The sequence below is a fragment of the Ramlibacter sp. WS9 genome, assembly GCF_003797765.1.
In the GTDB taxonomy this organism is placed as follows: Bacteria; Pseudomonadota; Gammaproteobacteria; order Burkholderiales; family Burkholderiaceae_C; genus Ramlibacter.
The window spans coordinates 14,204-29,241 of record NZ_RKMB01000007.1; the positions used below are offsets into that span (position 1 = coordinate 14,204).

Consider the following 15,038-nt stretch of genomic DNA (forward strand, 5'->3'; position numbering starts at 1 on the left):
TGCCGCTTTTTGATTCTGCCTATCCCCATGAGCGAAACGCCCCAGCAACCCGGCCTGAACAGCCTGTCCAAATCATTCGAACCCGCCGCCATCGAGGCGAAGTGGGGGCCGTTGTGGGAAGAGCGCGGCTACGGCCGTGCCGGCCACCGCGGCACGGGTGAATCCCAGGCCGGTGAACCCGCCTTCGCCATCCAGCTGCCGCCGCCCAACGTGACCGGCACTCTGCACATGGGCCATGCGTTCAACCAGACGATCATGGACAGCCTCGCGCGCTATCACCGCATGCGCGGCTTCAATACGCTGTGGGTCCCGGGCACCGACCATGCGGGCATCGCCACCCAGATCGTGGTGGAACGCCAGTTGCAGGAGCAGGGCCAATCTCGCCACGATCTCGGCCGCAAGAACTTCGTCTCGAAGGTCTGGGAGTGGAAGGAAAAGTCCGGCGTCACCATCACGACGCAGATGCGCCGCATGGGCGACAGCGTGGACTGGTCGCGCGAGTACTTCACGATGGACGAAGGCCTGTCGAAGATCGTCACGCTCACCTTCGTGCAGTTGTACGAGCAGGGCCTGATCTACCGCGGAAAGCGCCTGGTGAACTGGGATCCGGAACTCAAGACGGCCGTGAGCGACCTGGAAGTGGTGAGCGAGGAGGAAGACGGCTTCCTCTGGCACATCAGCTACCCGCTGGTGGACGGATCCGGCGCCCTCGTGGTCGCGACGACGCGGCCCGAGACCATGCTGGGCGACGTCGCGGTGATGGTCCATCCCGAGGACGATCGCTACAAGCACCTGATCGGCAAGCTCGTGAAGTTGCCGCTGTGCGATCGCGACATCCCTGTGATCGCTGACGAGTACGTCGACAAGGAATTCGGTACCGGCGTCGTGAAGGTCACGCCCGCCCACGACGCGAACGACTACGCCGTCGGCCAACGGCACCAGTTGCCCATCATCGGCGTGCTGACGCTCGACGCAAAGATCAACGACAACGCCCCCGCGAAGTACCGCGGCCTGGATCGTTTCGTTGCGCGCAAGCAGGTCGTCGCCGACTTGGACGCGCTCGGCCTGCTGGTCGAAACCAAGAAGCACAAGCTCACGGTCCCGCGTTGCGAGCGCACCGGCCAGATCATCGAGCCCATGCTCACGGACCAGTGGTTCGTCGCCATGAGCAAGGTGAGCGACAAGGACCCGACGGGCAAGTCGATCGCGCAGAAGGCGATCGACGCTGTGCAGTCGGGCGCGGTGAGCTTCGTGCCGGAGAACTGGGTCAACACCTACAACCAGTGGATGAACAACATCCAGGACTGGTGCATCTCGCGCCAGCTGTGGTGGGGCCATCAGATCCCGGCCTGGTATGACGAAGACGGCAACGTCTACGTCGCCAAGGACGAGGCGCAAGCCCAGGCCCAGGCGCCCGGCAAGAAGCTGCGCCGCGACGAGGACGTGCTGGACACCTGGTACTCGTCGGCCCTCGTACCCTTCTCGACACTGGGCTGGCCCGAGAAGACGAAGGACCTGGACCTGTACCTGCCTTCTTCGGTGCTGGTGACCGGCTACGACATCATCTTTTTCTGGGTCGCCCGGATGATCATGATGACGACGCACTTCACCGGCCAGGTGCCCTTCCGCCATGTCTACATCCACGGCCTGGTGCGCGACTCGCACGGCAAGAAGATGAGCAAGTCCGAAGGCAACGTGCTCGACCCCGTGGACCTGATCGACGGCATCTCCCTTGCCCCGCTGCTGGACAAGCGCACCACCGGTCTGCGCCGGCCGGAAACGGCGCCGGCCGTGCGCAAGAACACCGAGAAGGAATTCCCGGAAGGCATCCCGGCTTTCGGCGCCGACGCATTGCGCTTCACGTTCGCGTCCCTCGCCTCGCTGGGCCGCAGCATCAACTTCGACGCCAAGCGCTGCGAGGGCTACCGCAACTTCTGCAACAAGCTCTGGAACGCCACGCGCTTCGTGCTGATGAACTGCGAGGGCCATGACCTGGTCGAGCAGGACAGCACGCTTACCGATGCCGACCATTGGATCGTTTCCACGCTGCAGCGGGTGGAAGCCGAGGTGGCGAAGGGCTTCGCCGAGTACCGCCTGGACAACGTCGCCAACACCCTCTACCAGTTCGTGTGGGACGAGTTCTGCGACTGGTACCTGGAGATCGCCAAGGTGCAGATCCAGACGGGCGATGCGGCGCAACAGCGCGGCACTCGCCGTACGCTGATCCGCGTGTTGGAAGCGATCTTGCGTCTTGCGCACCCGGTGATCCCATTCATCACCGAGGAGCTGTGGCAAACCGTGGGGCCCATCGCCGGCAAGACCGGGGACTCGATCAGCGTCGCGCCCTACCCGGCCACCAATGCCGCTGCGATCAACACAGAGGCCGAGGCTTATGTTGCCCGCCTGAAATCCGTGGTCGTTGCGTGCCGCACTTTGCGTGGAGAGATGAATGTCGCCCCCAGTACCCGGCTGCCGGCCTATGTGCTGGGCGATGCCTCGTTCATGCGCCAAGCGGCACCTGTTCTTCAGGCCCTCGCCAAGCTGAGCGAAGTCAAGGTCTTCGAGGACGAGGCTTCGTGGGCCGCCGCCTCAAAGGCTGCGCCGGTGGCAGTGGCGGGTGAAGCGCGGATGTGCCTGTACATGGAGATCGACGTGGCGGCCGAGAAGACCCGCATCGGCAAGGAAGTCGCCCGCTTGCAAGGCGAGCTGGCCAAGGCCCAGGGTAAGCTGTCCAACGAAGCCTTCGTAGCCAAGGCGCCGCCAGCGGTGATCGATCAGGAGCGCAAGCGAATCGCCGATTTCACGGCCACCATGGGCAAGCTGCAGGACCAGTTGAAGCGTCTGGGCTAATACCCGCAGGGCACCTATCTAATGATGAATTGGGGCGTTTTTGGCCCCGTGTTTCCGCCCGTGCCGTCCAGTTCCATAGGCCCGCTCGCCAGCTGATCGAGCTGGCTGAGGCGCGGCGCGGCCAGCGTTTCATGGATGCGATGCGCGACGTACCAACTGGCACGTAACCGCGACTCGCGCGTATGCGAGCCCAGCCGCGGCGTGAGGAAGAGGTTGCTCAGCTCGTGCAACGGCGAGCCTTTCGAGGCGAAGCCTGACTCCGCACCATCCAGCATGCAGGCCTCGATACGGCCATCGGACAGCGCGCTGGCGAGCGCTTCTGCGTCGAACAGGTGGGAGCGGCTGATACCCACCCAGAGCTGCCCCTGCTTGCAATGCGCGAGCATCTTGTCGTTGATGAAGCCCTGGTAGCGCGACGCATACATCACCTGGACGGAGATCGCGTCCGCGTGCGACATGAGCTCCTGCAGGCTCACGGGCTGAACCTGCAGGCGGCTCCAGATCGGCGCCGTGTGGTGGACAGCGGGGTCATACCCGATCAGCTTGGCGCCCAGCGCGTGCAGCATCAATGCCAGGGTATGGGCCGTGGGCGCGAGGCCGAAGATGCCGACCACACTGCCGTTGAGCTCGCGGCCGAGCCGGATGTCCGCATGCCGGTCGCCGATGAGTGAAGAGCCGATTCCACGGCGGTACAGCAGCAGCAAGCTTGCCAGCAGGTATTCGGCATTGGAGCGCACATTGGCGGTGGTGGCCTGGATCACGCGGACCTTGCGCTCGCGGCAGGCTTCCAGGTCGGTGTTGTCGGTTCCGACGTGCATGCGGGCCACAGCCTTGAGCATCGGCGCGAAATCGAGGAATTCCTGGGTGACCACGACCTTGCGCGGCAACACCACGGCTTGAGCTTTGTAGGCCGCCTTGCGCAGGGCGACGGGTTCTGCCGCCAACTCCGGACGGCACTCGACCGAATGACGTGCCTCGAGCCACGAAAGGGCCTCGGGAACCAGCCGTTCGAGAAGTAAGATGTCCACCGGGGTTGCGTCCTTGTCTTACAAAAGCCCCTGGCTTTTGGCCAGATAGTCGGAGCTCGTGGCCCCAGAATTGGGCAAACTTTAGCGGTAATTGTTGAGCAAGTCGATGAACAAAGTCACAAAAATTAACAAGGCCGTTTTTCCCGTGGCCGGACTCGGAACCCGTTTTCTGCCGGCCACCAAGGCGCAGCCCAAGGAAATGCTCCCGATCGTCGACAAGCCCCTCATCCAGTACGCCGTGGAAGAGGCTTACGCCGCCGGGATTCGGCACATGATTTTCGTGACAGGCCGCAACAAACGTGCCATCGAAGATCACTTCGACACGGCCTACGAGCTGGAGAGCGAACTCGAGGCTTCGAACAAGGATGAATTGCTGCGCGCCGTGCGCGCCATGCATCCGGACGACATGGATTGCTCCTATGTGCGGCAGCCGCGTTCGCTGGGCCTGGGCCATGCGGTGCTGTGCGCCCAGCCGCTGGTGGGCAACGAGCCCTTTGCCGTGCTCCTGGCCGACGACCTGATGTGCGGCGAGGACGATGGCCCCTCGGTACTGACGCAAATGGTCGACGTTTTCCAGGAAATACCGACATCTTTGTTAGCCGTCCAGGAGGTTCCCCTCGACCACGTCCAGCGCTACGGCATCGTCGCGGGCAAGCCGGCCGGCGACCGCATCCTCAAGGTCGACCGGATGGTCGAGAAACCCAAGCCCCAGGATGCGCCTTCGCGCATGGGTGTGGCGGGCCGGTACATCCTGACGCCAGGGGTCTTCGAGCACATCCGCAACAACCCACGCGGCGCCGGCGGCGAGATCCAATTGACCGACGGCATTGCCAAACTCATGGCGACGGAAGGCGTGCACGCTTACCAGTACTGGGGCAAGCGCTACGACTGCGGCAGCAAGCAGGGCTTCCTGGAAGCCACAGTGGAATTGGCGTTGAAGCACGCCGAGGTCGGCCCCGGCTTCCAGGAGTACCTGCGCACTTTGTCGACGCGCGCCTGACGCGGTCTTTTCCTGTCTGTCAGCGCCGCTTGAGCACGTGGATGAACTCCGCGCCGACGGTGCGCTGCTCGATCAACTCATTGCCGGTCTGCTTGGCAAACGCCTGGAAGTCGCGAAGCGAACCCGCGTCCGTCGACACCACCTGGAGCACTTGGCCACTCTGCATGTCCGTCAGCGCCTTCTTGGCCTTGAGGATGGGCAGCGGGCAGTTCAAGCCGCGGGTGTCGATTTCCTTGTCGATGTTCATGGAGGCTTTCTTCGTCAATCGCGGCGGGGCATCTCGATGAATTGGGGATCGACGCCGCGGCTGCGCAGCCAATCCGCCAAGGCGTAGCCGGTGCCGGCCGGCCAGCACTTCACCCCTTCGTACGGGTAAAGCTTGTAGTCGACCAACTCGGGCGAGAGCTTCACTTCGCCGTCGGCCACCGCATGGTAGGCAATGATCACCTGGTTCATGCGCTGGAAATCGTAGACACCGATCAGGTTGAGCTCCGTCGCGTCGAGGTTGGTTTCTTCCTTGATCTCGCGCGCGATGCCTTGTTGCGGCGTCTCGCCCGCCTCCATGAAACCGGTGATGAGCGCGTACATCTTGTGCGTCCAAGCCGCGTTGCGCGCCAGCAGGATCTGGTCCCGGTACTGGATCACCGCAGCCAACACCGGGGTCGGATTGTTCCAGTGCGTCCATTGGCAGGCCCGGCAGCGCAGGCGCTGCTTCTCGCCGCCGTCCTCCATCTGGGCGACCAGGGCCAACGGCGTTGCGCAGTTGGGACAGAAATTGAAGGCGTGCGGCGCGGTCATGCGGGGAACACGCCAGTGGAAAGATAGCGGTCGCCACGGTCGCACACCACGAACACGATGGTCGCATTCTCGACCGTCGCCGCGATCTGCTGGGCCACCCAGCAGGCGCCCGCCGCCGAGATGCCGCCGAAGATGCCCTCATCGCGGGCGAGACGGCGGCACATTTCTTCCGCGTCGTCCTGGCTCACGTACACCAACTCGTCCACAGTGCTGGGGTCGTAGATCTTCGGCAGGTATTCCTGGGGCCACTTGCGAATGCCCGGGATGCGCGAACCTTCGCTCGGCTGCGCGCCGACGATACGCACGGCGGCGTTCTTCTCTTTCAGGAACCGCGAAACACCCGTGATGGTGCCGGTCGTGCCCATCGCGCTCACGAAGTGGGTGATCCTGCCACCGGTCTGTTCCCACAGTTCGGGGCCGGTCGTCTCGTAGTGGATGCGCGGGTTGTCGGCGTTGGCGAACTGGTCGAGCACGCGTCCCTTGCCTTCGCGCTGCATGTTGTCGGCGAGATCTCGTGCGTATTCCATGCCGCCGCTCTTGGGCGTGAGCACGAGTTCTGCGCCGAAAGCCTTCATCGTCTGGGCGCGCTCGATCGACAGGTCCTCCGGCATGATGAGGACCATGCGGTAGCCCCGGATCGCCGCGGCCATGGCCAGCGCGATGCCGGTGTTGCCCGATGTGGCTTCGACGAGCGTATCGCCGGGCTTGATCTCGCCGCGTTCCTCTGCCCGCTTGATCATCGACAGCGCCGGCCTGTCCTTGACCGACCCGGCCGGGTTGTTACCCTCGAGCTTGCCCAGGATGACGTTGCCGCGCTGCTTGTTCTCGGCCGCGCCGATGCGCTGCAATGCCACCAGCGGCGTCTTGCCGATGGCGTCTTCGATGGTCGGGTAAGAGGGGTTCATGCGCCTCACTGTGCCATAATTTCCAATTCCCTTATCCGTTGCCGGAGTGGTGAAATTGGTAGACGCAGGGGACTCAAAATCCCCCGCCGCAAGGCGTGCCGGTTCGATTCCGGCCTCCGGCACCACAGTGCCTCGTCCGGAATCAAACCGGCATGGCCTGTACTGAAAGCGCACTTCGTGCGCGGATTCCTGCCTCCGGCACCACCCGCATGACCCAGCGCGTCAACCCACGACGCCGCGTCGCCGATCACGCTGAAGACCACGTCTCGCATGTGATGCGGGGCATCCAGCGCCACCGAAACGAAATGGTCCGCCGTGGCCCTACGGCACGCCAGTGCCATTCGTGCACCGGTTCCGGTTCCATCGCTGGGGCCACTGCGGGCACTGCGGCTCGCATCGAACGCCGGTCCACTGAAAACGTGCTGGGCGCGTGGTTGAGCCCCGGGCCCTTCGCATTCAACAGCGCCTCCTTCAAGGTCCAGAACGCATTGAAGCGTTCGGCATCCGATCTCAGCAGCGCATGGGCGGCAGCGTATGCGAACGCATCTTTCTCGAAGTGAAACGCCCCGGTACGGTTGCGTTCGTCTTCACCCAGCACGACATTGAGCACAGGTAATCAGCCCACAGCCAGGGTACTTGTAACCTGGCCGATTCGGGTGCATTCTTCCTGCATGCTTGCTCGAATCCTTCTTGCGGCTTTGCTGGTCACGTGCGGCCTCGCGGGTGCGGCCACGGCCCCGCCCGCCGGCGCGCAGGCCACGATCGAAGCGCTGACGCGCGCGCACGCCGCGGTGGTGGGCGTCCAGGTGACAGCGGCGGAGGGCGCGCGCTCCGCGGAAACGCTGGGCCGCCAGCGCAGCGGTTCGGGTGTGGTGATCGGGCCCGACGGCCTCGTACTCACCATCGGCTACCTGCTGCTCGAGGCCGACACGATCCAGGTGCAGACGCAGGACAACCGCACGTTGCCGGCACGTGCGGTCGGCTATGACCTCGCTACCGGCTTCGGGCTGGTCAGGCCCTTGTTGCCGCTGCGCGGGGTGAGTCCTGTGGCACTGGGCACCCTCAAGGATGTGGGCACCGGCGACGCGTTGATGGCCGCCACGGGCGGCGCCGACGGCGACGTGGCCATGACGCAGCTCGTCAGCAAGCGCGCGTTCTCCGGCTATTGGGAATATCACATCGAGTCGGCGCTCTTCACCAGCCCGCCCATCGGCAACCACAGTGGGGCACCGCTCTTCAACCAGCGCGGCGAGCTGCTGGGCATCGGCAGCCTGTTCGTCAGTGACGTGCTGGGCGGAATGCCGCGCGTGCCCGGCAACATGTTCGTGCCGGTGGACCTGCTCAAGCCCATCCTGGCCGAGATGCAGAAAACCGGCACCAGCAGCGCCAGCCGCCGGCCCTGGCTGGGGCTGACGTCGGCCGAACAGGGCGGGCGAGTCCAGGTGGTGCGGGTCGCGCCAGGAAGCCCCGCGCAGGCCGGCGGGATCGAGGCGGGCGACGTGGTGCTGGCGATCGATGGGGCGCGTGTCGCGACGCTCGAAGAGTTTTACAAGCGCCTGTGGGCCCACGCCAACCCGGACGACGAGATCGTGCTGACGGTGCTGCAGGGCGCGGACATCCGCACCCTCAAGATCAAAGCCGTGGACCGGATGTCGACGATGGCCAGGCCGGCCGGGATTTAGCAGCCGGCGAAGCGTCGTCGAACAGGGAGCTCGAGAACGCCGACTCCGGCAACACGCTCGCGCTGAACGACGCCATCAGTTCCTTTTGCGACTTGAACCCGGTCTTCTCGAGGATCGCCACGATCTGGCTGCGCACGGTGTTCACCGATGCGTTGCGGCGGGTCGCGATGGCCTTTGCCGGCAATCCCTTGAGCAGCCCGGCGAGCACCTCCACCTCCGCCCGCGTGAGCCTTGCGGTCGATGCCATCGAGCCGGGCTGCAGCTGTGCGTGGTGCTCCCCGGCCTTCTCGCTGAAAACCACCAGGATCATCCGTTTGTCGACCACGTCGGTCTGGCCGACCAGTGGCAACCAGGGAATGAGGTGGGCCGTCCATTCGTTGTGCGCCGGGTCGGTGAACGACATCTTGCTGGCGGCTGCGGTGGTGTGCACCTGGAACAGCGCCGATTCCCATTGCGCCTGCAGTTGCGAATGCGTGAACCGCACCCTGCCTGTCGCAAGGCGCAGGGACATCGGCTCCATGATGCGGCTGAACGCCTCGTTGGCCTCGAGGCAGCGCCCGGCCTGGTCGGTGAACAGGCAGGGCGTCGGAAGCATCCTCAGCATCTCCGTGGCGGCATGAACGGCGGCGGCTTGGCGCTCGAGCCGCAGACTCACCGCCGCCGCCTGCTGGAAATGGGGAAGCAATTGCTGCAGCATCGTGAACGCGGCGGCCTCGAAGGGGGGCCGCCCCGGCGCACGCATCACCGCTATCACCGATTCCACCCCGGGCGCGCTCGGAAACTTCGCCGCAAGCGACCAGCGCAATCCGTGAGGGACCAGGAAGTCGCGATAAAACTTGTTGGTGTCGACGAACTCTTCGTCGAAGTGTTCATGGCAGCGCAATATCTGACTCGCGGGCCGCGCGGCCAGCCACTGCGCGCGCGGGTCCGACGGTCCCCAGTCGCGTGCGTAGCGCCGATTCGCATCATCGAATCCATCGCCCATGTCGGAATGCGAGACGACCCCTGTCGCGATGTCGCGAAGGAACAGGTGCGCGGTGGTGGCTGCCAGCGTCGCCGCCGTCTGGCATAACAGCTGGCGGGTCTTCGCCGGCTCCGCAGCCGAGGCATGGACGAGGCCCACGAGCTGAACCATCTCATCGGTATTCGAGGGACGGTGTGTCATGCTTCGGCCCGTATCAAAATGTAAGTCACATTTTGATACTTCCGGGTCGGCTTGGCTAGCTCAAATGCCGGAAATCTCCCGCGATTTCGGTGACCTAAGTCACCGCGACTGCCTTCGCCCCACCAAACCGCCTTCACTCGGCCTTCACCCGGCCTTCAATCCGCCCTCCACGTCCGGATAGAGCAAGCTCAGCCTCAGCTCGTTCTTCAGCCGCCGGTTGTCCAACCGCCGCGACTCGCTCATGAAGCTGAGCAATACCAGTGGCAACTCGTCCTGCGCCGTACTGCGGGGCACGCGCGGCGGGCGCGGCAGGCCATACAGGTCGGCCGCCAGATCGAAGTAGTCGCCCATCTTCATCTCGCTGTCGTCCGAGGCGTTGTAGACCCGCTGCGGCTTGCCGCGCCACAAGGCCGCCAGGACGGCCCGGGCCAGATCATCCGCGTGGATGTGGTTGGTGTAGACGTCGTCTTGCGCGGCCAGCACCGGCGTGCCCTTTTGCAGCCGCTCGCGCGGGGTCCCGCCCTCCCGATCAGGCGCATAGATGCCCGGGATGCGCAAGATGCTCGCGCGCACATGCGCAGCCCTGCCGAAGTGCCTGATCGCCTGTTCGGCATCGATGCGCCGCTGCGCCCGCGGCGTGCGGGGATTGGGTCGGCGGGTTTCGTCCACCCGCTCGCCCCCGCAGTCGCCGTAGACCCCACTGGTCGAGGCGTACACCAGCGACTGGGGCGGCCCGCGCCGGCGCAGCACGCGCAGCAGGGCGGCCGTGCGCCGGTCGCGCCACCATTGGGGATCGCCTTCCGCCGCCGGCGGCGCCAGGTGAATCACGCGCGTGGCGAGCCCGGCCAGCCGTCCCAGGCCGAGCGGCCGGTCCAGATTTCCGCCCAAGGGCGTGATGCCGCGCGCCCGAAGCTCATCGACCCGGCCGGGCGACGAAGTCAGGGCCAGGATGCGAACCCGGCCGGCAAGGTTGCGGGCCACCCGAAGGCCCACGTCACCGCAACCGACGATCAGCAGGCGCTCACGCCGGAAGCGGGCTGGCAGCGCGCCGAGGGGGCTTAGGTTTGAAGGCAAAATCGGGCGTAGACAACAAGAGAGCCCGAGGATACTCAAAAGATGACGAGCGCCACGGCCCCGGCCGGCCCCTTCCAGGTCACTGTACAGCCCAGCGGACGCTCGTTCAGCGTCAACGCGGAGGAAGCCATCCTCCCCGCCGCCATCCGCCAGGGCGTCGGCATGCCCTACGGCTGCAAGGATGGCGCCTGCGGCTCCTGCAAATGCAAGAAGCTCGAAGGCGTGGTCGTGCACGGCCATCACCAGACCAAGGCGCTGAGCCCCGAAGAGGAAGCCGCTGGCTTCATCCTCACCTGCTGCGGCGTGCCGCAGACCCATATCGTCCTCGAGTCTCGCCAGGTCACCGACGAAAGCGCGTTCCCGATCCGCAAGATGCCCTCACGCGTGCTGTCGCTGGAAAAGAAGTCGCCCGACGTGATGGTGGTCAAGCTGCAGCTGCCGGCCAACGACACCATGCGCTATCACGCCGGGCAATTCGTCGAGTTCATCCTGCGCGACGGTGCACGTCGCAGCTACTCGATGGCCAACGCGCCGCATAACGGCCCGGGCGTCGAGCTGCACATCCGCCACATGCCCGGCGGCAAGTTCACCGACCACGTGTTCACCGCGATGAAGGAAAAAGAGATCCTGCGTGTCGAAGGCCCGTTCGGCGCCTTTTACCTGCGTGAGGACTCCGACAAGCCCATCATCCTGCTGGCCTCCGGCACCGGCTTCGCGCCGATCAAGGCTGTCATCGAGCACATGCATTTCAAGGGCATCACGCGCCCGGCCACGCTGTACTGGGGCGGACGCCGCCCGTCCGACCTGTACCTGGACGACTGGGTCCAGGGCAAGCTGGCCGAAATGCCCAACCTGAAGTACGTGCCTGTCATCTCCAACGCGTTGCCGGAAGACAACTGGACCGGCCGCACGGGCTTCGTGCATCGCGCGGTGCTCGAAGATTTCCCCGATTTGTCGGGCCACCAGGTCTATGCCTGCGGCGCCCCCATCGTCGTCGACTCGGCACGTGCCGAGTACAGCGCCGCCGCGAAGCTGCCGCCCGACGAATTCCATGCCGACTCGTTCACGACCGAAGCCGACAAGCATGGTCCCGGCACCTGAACGGGCTCACGCCATGAAACGCAGAATCCTCATCGCTTCCGCCTTTGCCGCCGCGGCGGCGTTTTCGTCTTCGCCCGCGTTGGCGCAAGCCAGGCCGATCCGGTTGATCGTGCCTTATGCGGCCGGCGGCCCCATCGACGTCACAGCACGCGTTCTGGCCGAACGCGTCAAGGACAGCCTGGGCACCGTGATCATCGAGAACCGTCCCGGCGGCGGCGGCAACATCGGCGCGGACGCGGTCGCGAAGGCCGCACCCGACGGTTTGACGATCGGCATTTCGGCCGTCGCGACGCACGCGATCAACCCCTGGCTCTTCTCGAAGATGCCCTACGACGCCGCGAAGGATTTCGCGCCCATCACGCAGATGGTGCGCGTGCCCAATGTGCTGGTGATGAACGCCGACACCGCGGCGCGGCTGAAGATCAACACGCTCGCCGACTTGATCGCCTACGCCAAGGCCAATCCCGCCAAGCTGAACTACGGCAGCGGCGGCAATGGCAGCGCCGGCCACCTGGCGGGTGAGCTGTTCAAGCAAGGCGCGGGCATCTTCGCCGTGCACATTCCGTACAACGGCGGCAACCCGGCGCAGCTGGCGCTGCTGTCGGGCCAGGTCGATTTCAACTTCGACAACCTCGCCACGGCCGCACCCAACATCCGTGCCGGCAAACTCAAGGCGATTGCGGTCACCACGCTGCAACGCTCGCCCGCGCTGCCGGACGTCCCGCCGGTTGCCGACACGCTCAAGGGTTTTGCGATCGACACCTGGTGGGGGCTGGTGGCGCCAGCAGGCACACCCAAGGATGTGGTGGCCAAGCTCAACCAGGCATTCGTGGCCGCATTGCAGTCGCCGGAAGCGCGCTCCCGGTTTGCCGGTTTGATGGCGGAGCCGGTGAACAACACGCCGGAAGACTTCGGCAGCTTCATGCGGGCCGAGCTGGCGAAGTACGAAAAAGTTGTAAAGCTCTCCGGGGCGAAGGTCGACTAGCTGGTTGCCCTCGGGAAACCTCGGGGGTCCATGGCTCTCCCCCGCTTTCCTGCCTGCGTGGCATACCAGGCGTTGCTCGCATGCTATCTGATGGATAGCAGCCGCCGGGTGTCCTACGTCCGTGTGCGGTTTGTCCGACAAAACGGTCCAGTTACCACTTGGTACATTGGCTCTTCCAGAACGACAAGCAGGAGCCCGGCCATGACAGCGCTACGCACCCTTCTTTGTGTTGTCTCCGCCACCTCGGCGCTGGCCTTTCCTCTTGACGCCCTATCGCAGGTTGCCGCCCCAGGCACTTCTTCTTTCAGCTTCGCCAACGGCTGGCAAACGACCGGGCGCAGTTCCCTCGGCTTGAACATTGGCGCGTCGCGGACCGGCGGCGGCTGCGGCACCACCGCACTGATCTGCGACATCCCCGAGCGCACCGCGCGGCTCTATGCCAACACGATGATTGGCAATCATTGGGGCGTCGAAGTGGGCTATCTGGACATGGGCCGCATTGCGGCTGCCGGCGGCGAAACGCGCGCGCAGGGCTTGAACCTCAGCCTGGTCGGCAAAGCACCAGTTTGGCAGTCACTCGGCGTATTCGGGAAAGTCGGCACCACCTACGGCCGCACGGAAACATCGATCGTGGCCCCGGGCGCAGCCTACGGCTCGGACCAGGGCTTCGGTTTATCGTACGGCGCAGGCGTGAGCTTCGCGTTCACGCCGCGCTTGTCGGCAACTCTCGAATGGGAAAGCACCGACTTCCGTTTTGCGGGCGGCACCCGCGACCCCGTTCGTTCTACGAGCCTGGGGTTGCGGTACCGCTACTAAGGGTTGGCTGGAGCTATTCGCCCAGGTACGCCGCGCGCACTTTCGGGTCGCTGAGCATCTGCTTGGCGTCGCCCGACATCGTGATGATGCCCGACTCCATCACATAGCCGCGGTCGGCGATCTGCAGCGCACGGCTCGCGTTCTGCTCCACGAGCAGGATGGTGACGCCCTGCGCATAGACTTCGCGCACCACCTCGAAGATCTTGTCGACCATGATCGGCGACAAGCCCATCGACGGCTCGTCCAGCAAAAGCACTTTGGGTCGGCTCATCAGCGCACGGCCCATCGCGAGCATCTGCTGCTCGCCGCCGGACATCGTGCCGGCCAGCTGGTCCTTGCGCTCCTTCAGCCGCGGAAAGATCGTGAAGACCTTGTCCATGTCGGTCGCGATGTCCGCCTTGTCGTTGCGAATGTGCGCACCCATCTGCAGGTTCTCGGTGATCGTCATGCGTGTAAACACGCCGCGGCCTTCCGGCACCATGGCCAGGCCCTGCTTGACCATGTCCCAGGCGCCCTTGCCCTTGATACTCCGGCCCAGGTATTCGATGTCGCCTTCGTTGATCCCGAGCAGGCCGGTGATGGCCTTCATGGTCGTGGTCTTGCCGGCGCCGTTCGAACCGATCAGCGTGACCAGTTCGCCCTCGCGCACTTCGAAGTCGACACCCTTGACGGCCTGAATGCCGCCGTAAGCGACCTTCAAGCCACTGACTTTCAACAACGTAGCGGAAGTCATAGCACCCCCACGTTTGCCGCCAAGGCGGCTGCACTGCCCCCCGAGGGGGCGCGATTTTGCTTGAAGCGGTTCTGCGCTGCAATCATTCTTTTTCTCCAGTCGCCGCAGCCGCGGCGGGGGCCGCAGAATGGCCGTGGCCGAGGTAAGCCTCGATCACTTTCTCGTTCTTCTGCACGTCCGCCGGCGTGCCTTCGGCGATCTGCTTGCCGTAGTCCAGCACGGTCACGCGGTCGCACAAGCCCATCACCAGCTTCACGTCGTGCTCGATCAAGAGGATGGTGCGGTTGTCGTTTCGGATGCGGTCGATCAGCTCGCGCAGCATCACTTTTTCGGTGGCGTTCATGCCGGCCGCGGGCTCGTCGAGCGCGATCAGCTGCGGGTCGGTGGCAAGGGCGCGCGCAATCTCCAGGCGGCGCTGGTCGCCGTACGACAGCGTGCGTGCCTTGTAGTCGGTGTATTTGCCGATGCCCACGTAGTCCAGCAGTTCCTGCGAACGCTTGGCGATGGCGGCCTCTTCGTTCTTGAAGCTGCCGGTGCGGAAGATCGCGCCCAGCAGACCCGAGTGAGTGCGGATGTGGCGGCCGACCATCACGTTTTCCAGCGCGGTCATCTCGGCGAAGAGGCGAATGTTCTGGAACGTGCGGGCGATGCCCGCCTTGGCCACTTCATGCACCGCCGTGGGCTGGTAGGGCTTGCCGGCGAGTTCGAAGGTGCCGCTGTCGGGCGTGTAGAGACCGGTGATGACGTTGAAGAAGGTGGTCTTGCCGGCGCCGTTGGGGCCGATCAGGCCATAGACCTGGCCACGCTCGATGGTGATGCCGACGTCGCTGAGCGCTTGCAGGCCGCCGAAGCGTTTGGAAATGCCGGCGACGCGGAGAACTGTATCTGCCATTCGTGTGTC

15 protein-coding genes and 1 tRNA gene are annotated in these 15,038 nt (G+C 64.9%); 7 read left to right on the forward strand and 9 right to left on the reverse strand.

From position 1 onward, the window contains the following. Window positions 1-27: 27 nt before the first annotated feature. A complete protein-coding gene (locus tag EEB15_RS12745; RefSeq protein WP_141510242.1) occupies window positions 28-2,850 on the forward strand; it encodes a valine--tRNA ligase in 2,823 nt (940 codons plus the stop codon). A gap of 14 nt (window positions 2,851-2,864) precedes the next feature. On the opposite strand, the gene EEB15_RS12750 is transcribed toward EEB15_RS12745, so the two are convergent. Beyond that, on the reverse strand, window positions 2,865-3,878 hold the full coding sequence (locus tag EEB15_RS12750; RefSeq protein ID WP_141510243.1) for a D-isomer specific 2-hydroxyacid dehydrogenase family protein: 1,014 nt from the start codon (window positions 3,876-3,878) through the stop codon (window positions 2,865-2,867). A gap of 106 nt (window positions 3,879-3,984) precedes the next feature. On the opposite strand from EEB15_RS12750, the gene galU reads away from it, so the two are divergent. Continuing rightward, window positions 3,985-4,878, forward strand: coding sequence for a UTP--glucose-1-phosphate uridylyltransferase GalU (gene galU / locus EEB15_RS12755; protein WP_141510244.1), 894 nt, complete (start codon window positions 3,985-3,987; stop codon window positions 4,876-4,878). Window positions 4,879-4,897: 19 nt separating this feature from the next. On the opposite strand, the gene EEB15_RS12760 is transcribed toward galU, so the two are convergent. Genes EEB15_RS12760 through cysM form a run of 3 tightly spaced genes read right to left on the reverse strand, consistent with a single transcriptional unit; the run spans window position 4,898 to window position 6,581 of the window. After that, entirely contained in the window at window positions 4,898-5,125 is a 228-nt protein-coding gene (locus EEB15_RS12760; RefSeq protein WP_141510245.1) for a sulfurtransferase TusA family protein, read from the reverse strand. A gap of 14 nt (window positions 5,126-5,139) precedes the next feature. Then, window positions 5,140-5,676 carry an NUDIX domain-containing protein gene (locus EEB15_RS12765; RefSeq protein WP_141510246.1) on the reverse strand — a complete coding sequence of 179 codons (537 nt, stop codon included), beginning with the start codon at window positions 5,674-5,676 and terminating at the stop codon, window positions 5,140-5,142. Beyond that, window positions 5,673-6,581 (reverse strand): cysteine synthase CysM, encoded by a 909-nt coding sequence (gene cysM, locus EEB15_RS12770; RefSeq protein WP_141510247.1) that lies wholly within the window; start codon window positions 6,579-6,581, stop codon window positions 5,673-5,675. The genes EEB15_RS12765 and cysM overlap by 4 nt, the downstream gene beginning before the upstream one ends. Before the next feature lie 40 nt (window positions 6,582-6,621). Between cysM and EEB15_RS12775 the strand changes: the two genes are divergently transcribed. Next, window positions 6,622-6,706: transfer RNA gene (locus tag EEB15_RS12775), tRNA-Leu, on the forward strand. A 122-nt stretch (window positions 6,707-6,828) separates the two neighbouring features. On the opposite strand, the gene EEB15_RS12780 is transcribed toward EEB15_RS12775, so the two are convergent. After that, complete coding sequence (locus EEB15_RS12780; protein ID WP_141510248.1) at window positions 6,829-7,191, reverse strand: 4'-phosphopantetheinyl transferase superfamily protein; 363 nt, start codon at window positions 7,189-7,191, stop codon at window positions 6,829-6,831. 61 nt (window positions 7,192-7,252) lie between these two features. Between EEB15_RS12780 and EEB15_RS12785 the strand changes: the two genes are divergently transcribed. Further along, window positions 7,253-8,263: a S1C family serine protease gene (locus EEB15_RS12785; RefSeq protein WP_141510249.1), complete on the forward strand. Its 1,011-nt coding sequence runs from the start codon at window positions 7,253-7,255 to the stop codon at window positions 8,261-8,263. Here the strand turns inward: EEB15_RS12785 and EEB15_RS12790 are convergent. Continuing rightward, on the reverse strand, window positions 8,214-9,428 hold the full coding sequence (locus EEB15_RS12790) for a helix-turn-helix transcriptional regulator (protein WP_141510250.1): 1,215 nt from the start codon (window positions 9,426-9,428) through the stop codon (window positions 8,214-8,216). The two genes, EEB15_RS12785 and EEB15_RS12790, sit on opposite strands and share 50 nt — an antisense overlap. Window positions 9,429-9,572: 144 nt before the next feature. Continuing rightward, window positions 9,573-10,502: an SDR family oxidoreductase gene (locus EEB15_RS12795; protein ID WP_141510251.1), complete on the reverse strand. Its 930-nt coding sequence runs from the start codon at window positions 10,500-10,502 to the stop codon at window positions 9,573-9,575. A gap of 42 nt (window positions 10,503-10,544) precedes the next feature. On the opposite strand from EEB15_RS12795, the gene EEB15_RS12800 reads away from it, so the two are divergent. The 3 genes from EEB15_RS12800 (at window position 10,545) to EEB15_RS12810 (ending at window position 13,404) form a co-directional block, all read left to right on the forward strand. After that, on the forward strand, window positions 10,545-11,603 hold the full coding sequence (locus EEB15_RS12800; protein ID WP_141510252.1) for a CDP-6-deoxy-delta-3,4-glucoseen reductase: 1,059 nt from the start codon (window positions 10,545-10,547) through the stop codon (window positions 11,601-11,603). A gap of 13 nt (window positions 11,604-11,616) precedes the next feature. Further along, the gene (locus EEB15_RS12805; protein ID WP_141510253.1) at window positions 11,617-12,588 is read left to right on the forward strand and encodes a tripartite tricarboxylate transporter substrate binding protein; all 972 of its coding nucleotides are present in this window, start codon (window positions 11,617-11,619) and stop codon (window positions 12,586-12,588) included. A gap of 201 nt (window positions 12,589-12,789) precedes the next feature. Next, on the forward strand, window positions 12,790-13,404 hold the full coding sequence (locus EEB15_RS12810) for an outer membrane beta-barrel protein (protein ID WP_158290092.1): 615 nt from the start codon (window positions 12,790-12,792) through the stop codon (window positions 13,402-13,404). A gap of 13 nt (window positions 13,405-13,417) precedes the next feature. Here EEB15_RS12810 and EEB15_RS12815 read toward each other — a convergent pair whose 3' ends face one another. After that, on the reverse strand, window positions 13,418-14,137 hold the full coding sequence (locus EEB15_RS12815; protein WP_141510255.1) for an ABC transporter ATP-binding protein: 720 nt from the start codon (window positions 14,135-14,137) through the stop codon (window positions 13,418-13,420). Between the two features lie 82 nt (window positions 14,138-14,219). Beyond that, complete coding sequence (locus EEB15_RS12820) at window positions 14,220-15,029, reverse strand: ABC transporter ATP-binding protein (protein WP_141510256.1); 810 nt, start codon at window positions 15,027-15,029, stop codon at window positions 14,220-14,222. Window positions 15,030-15,038 lie beyond the last annotated feature (9 nt).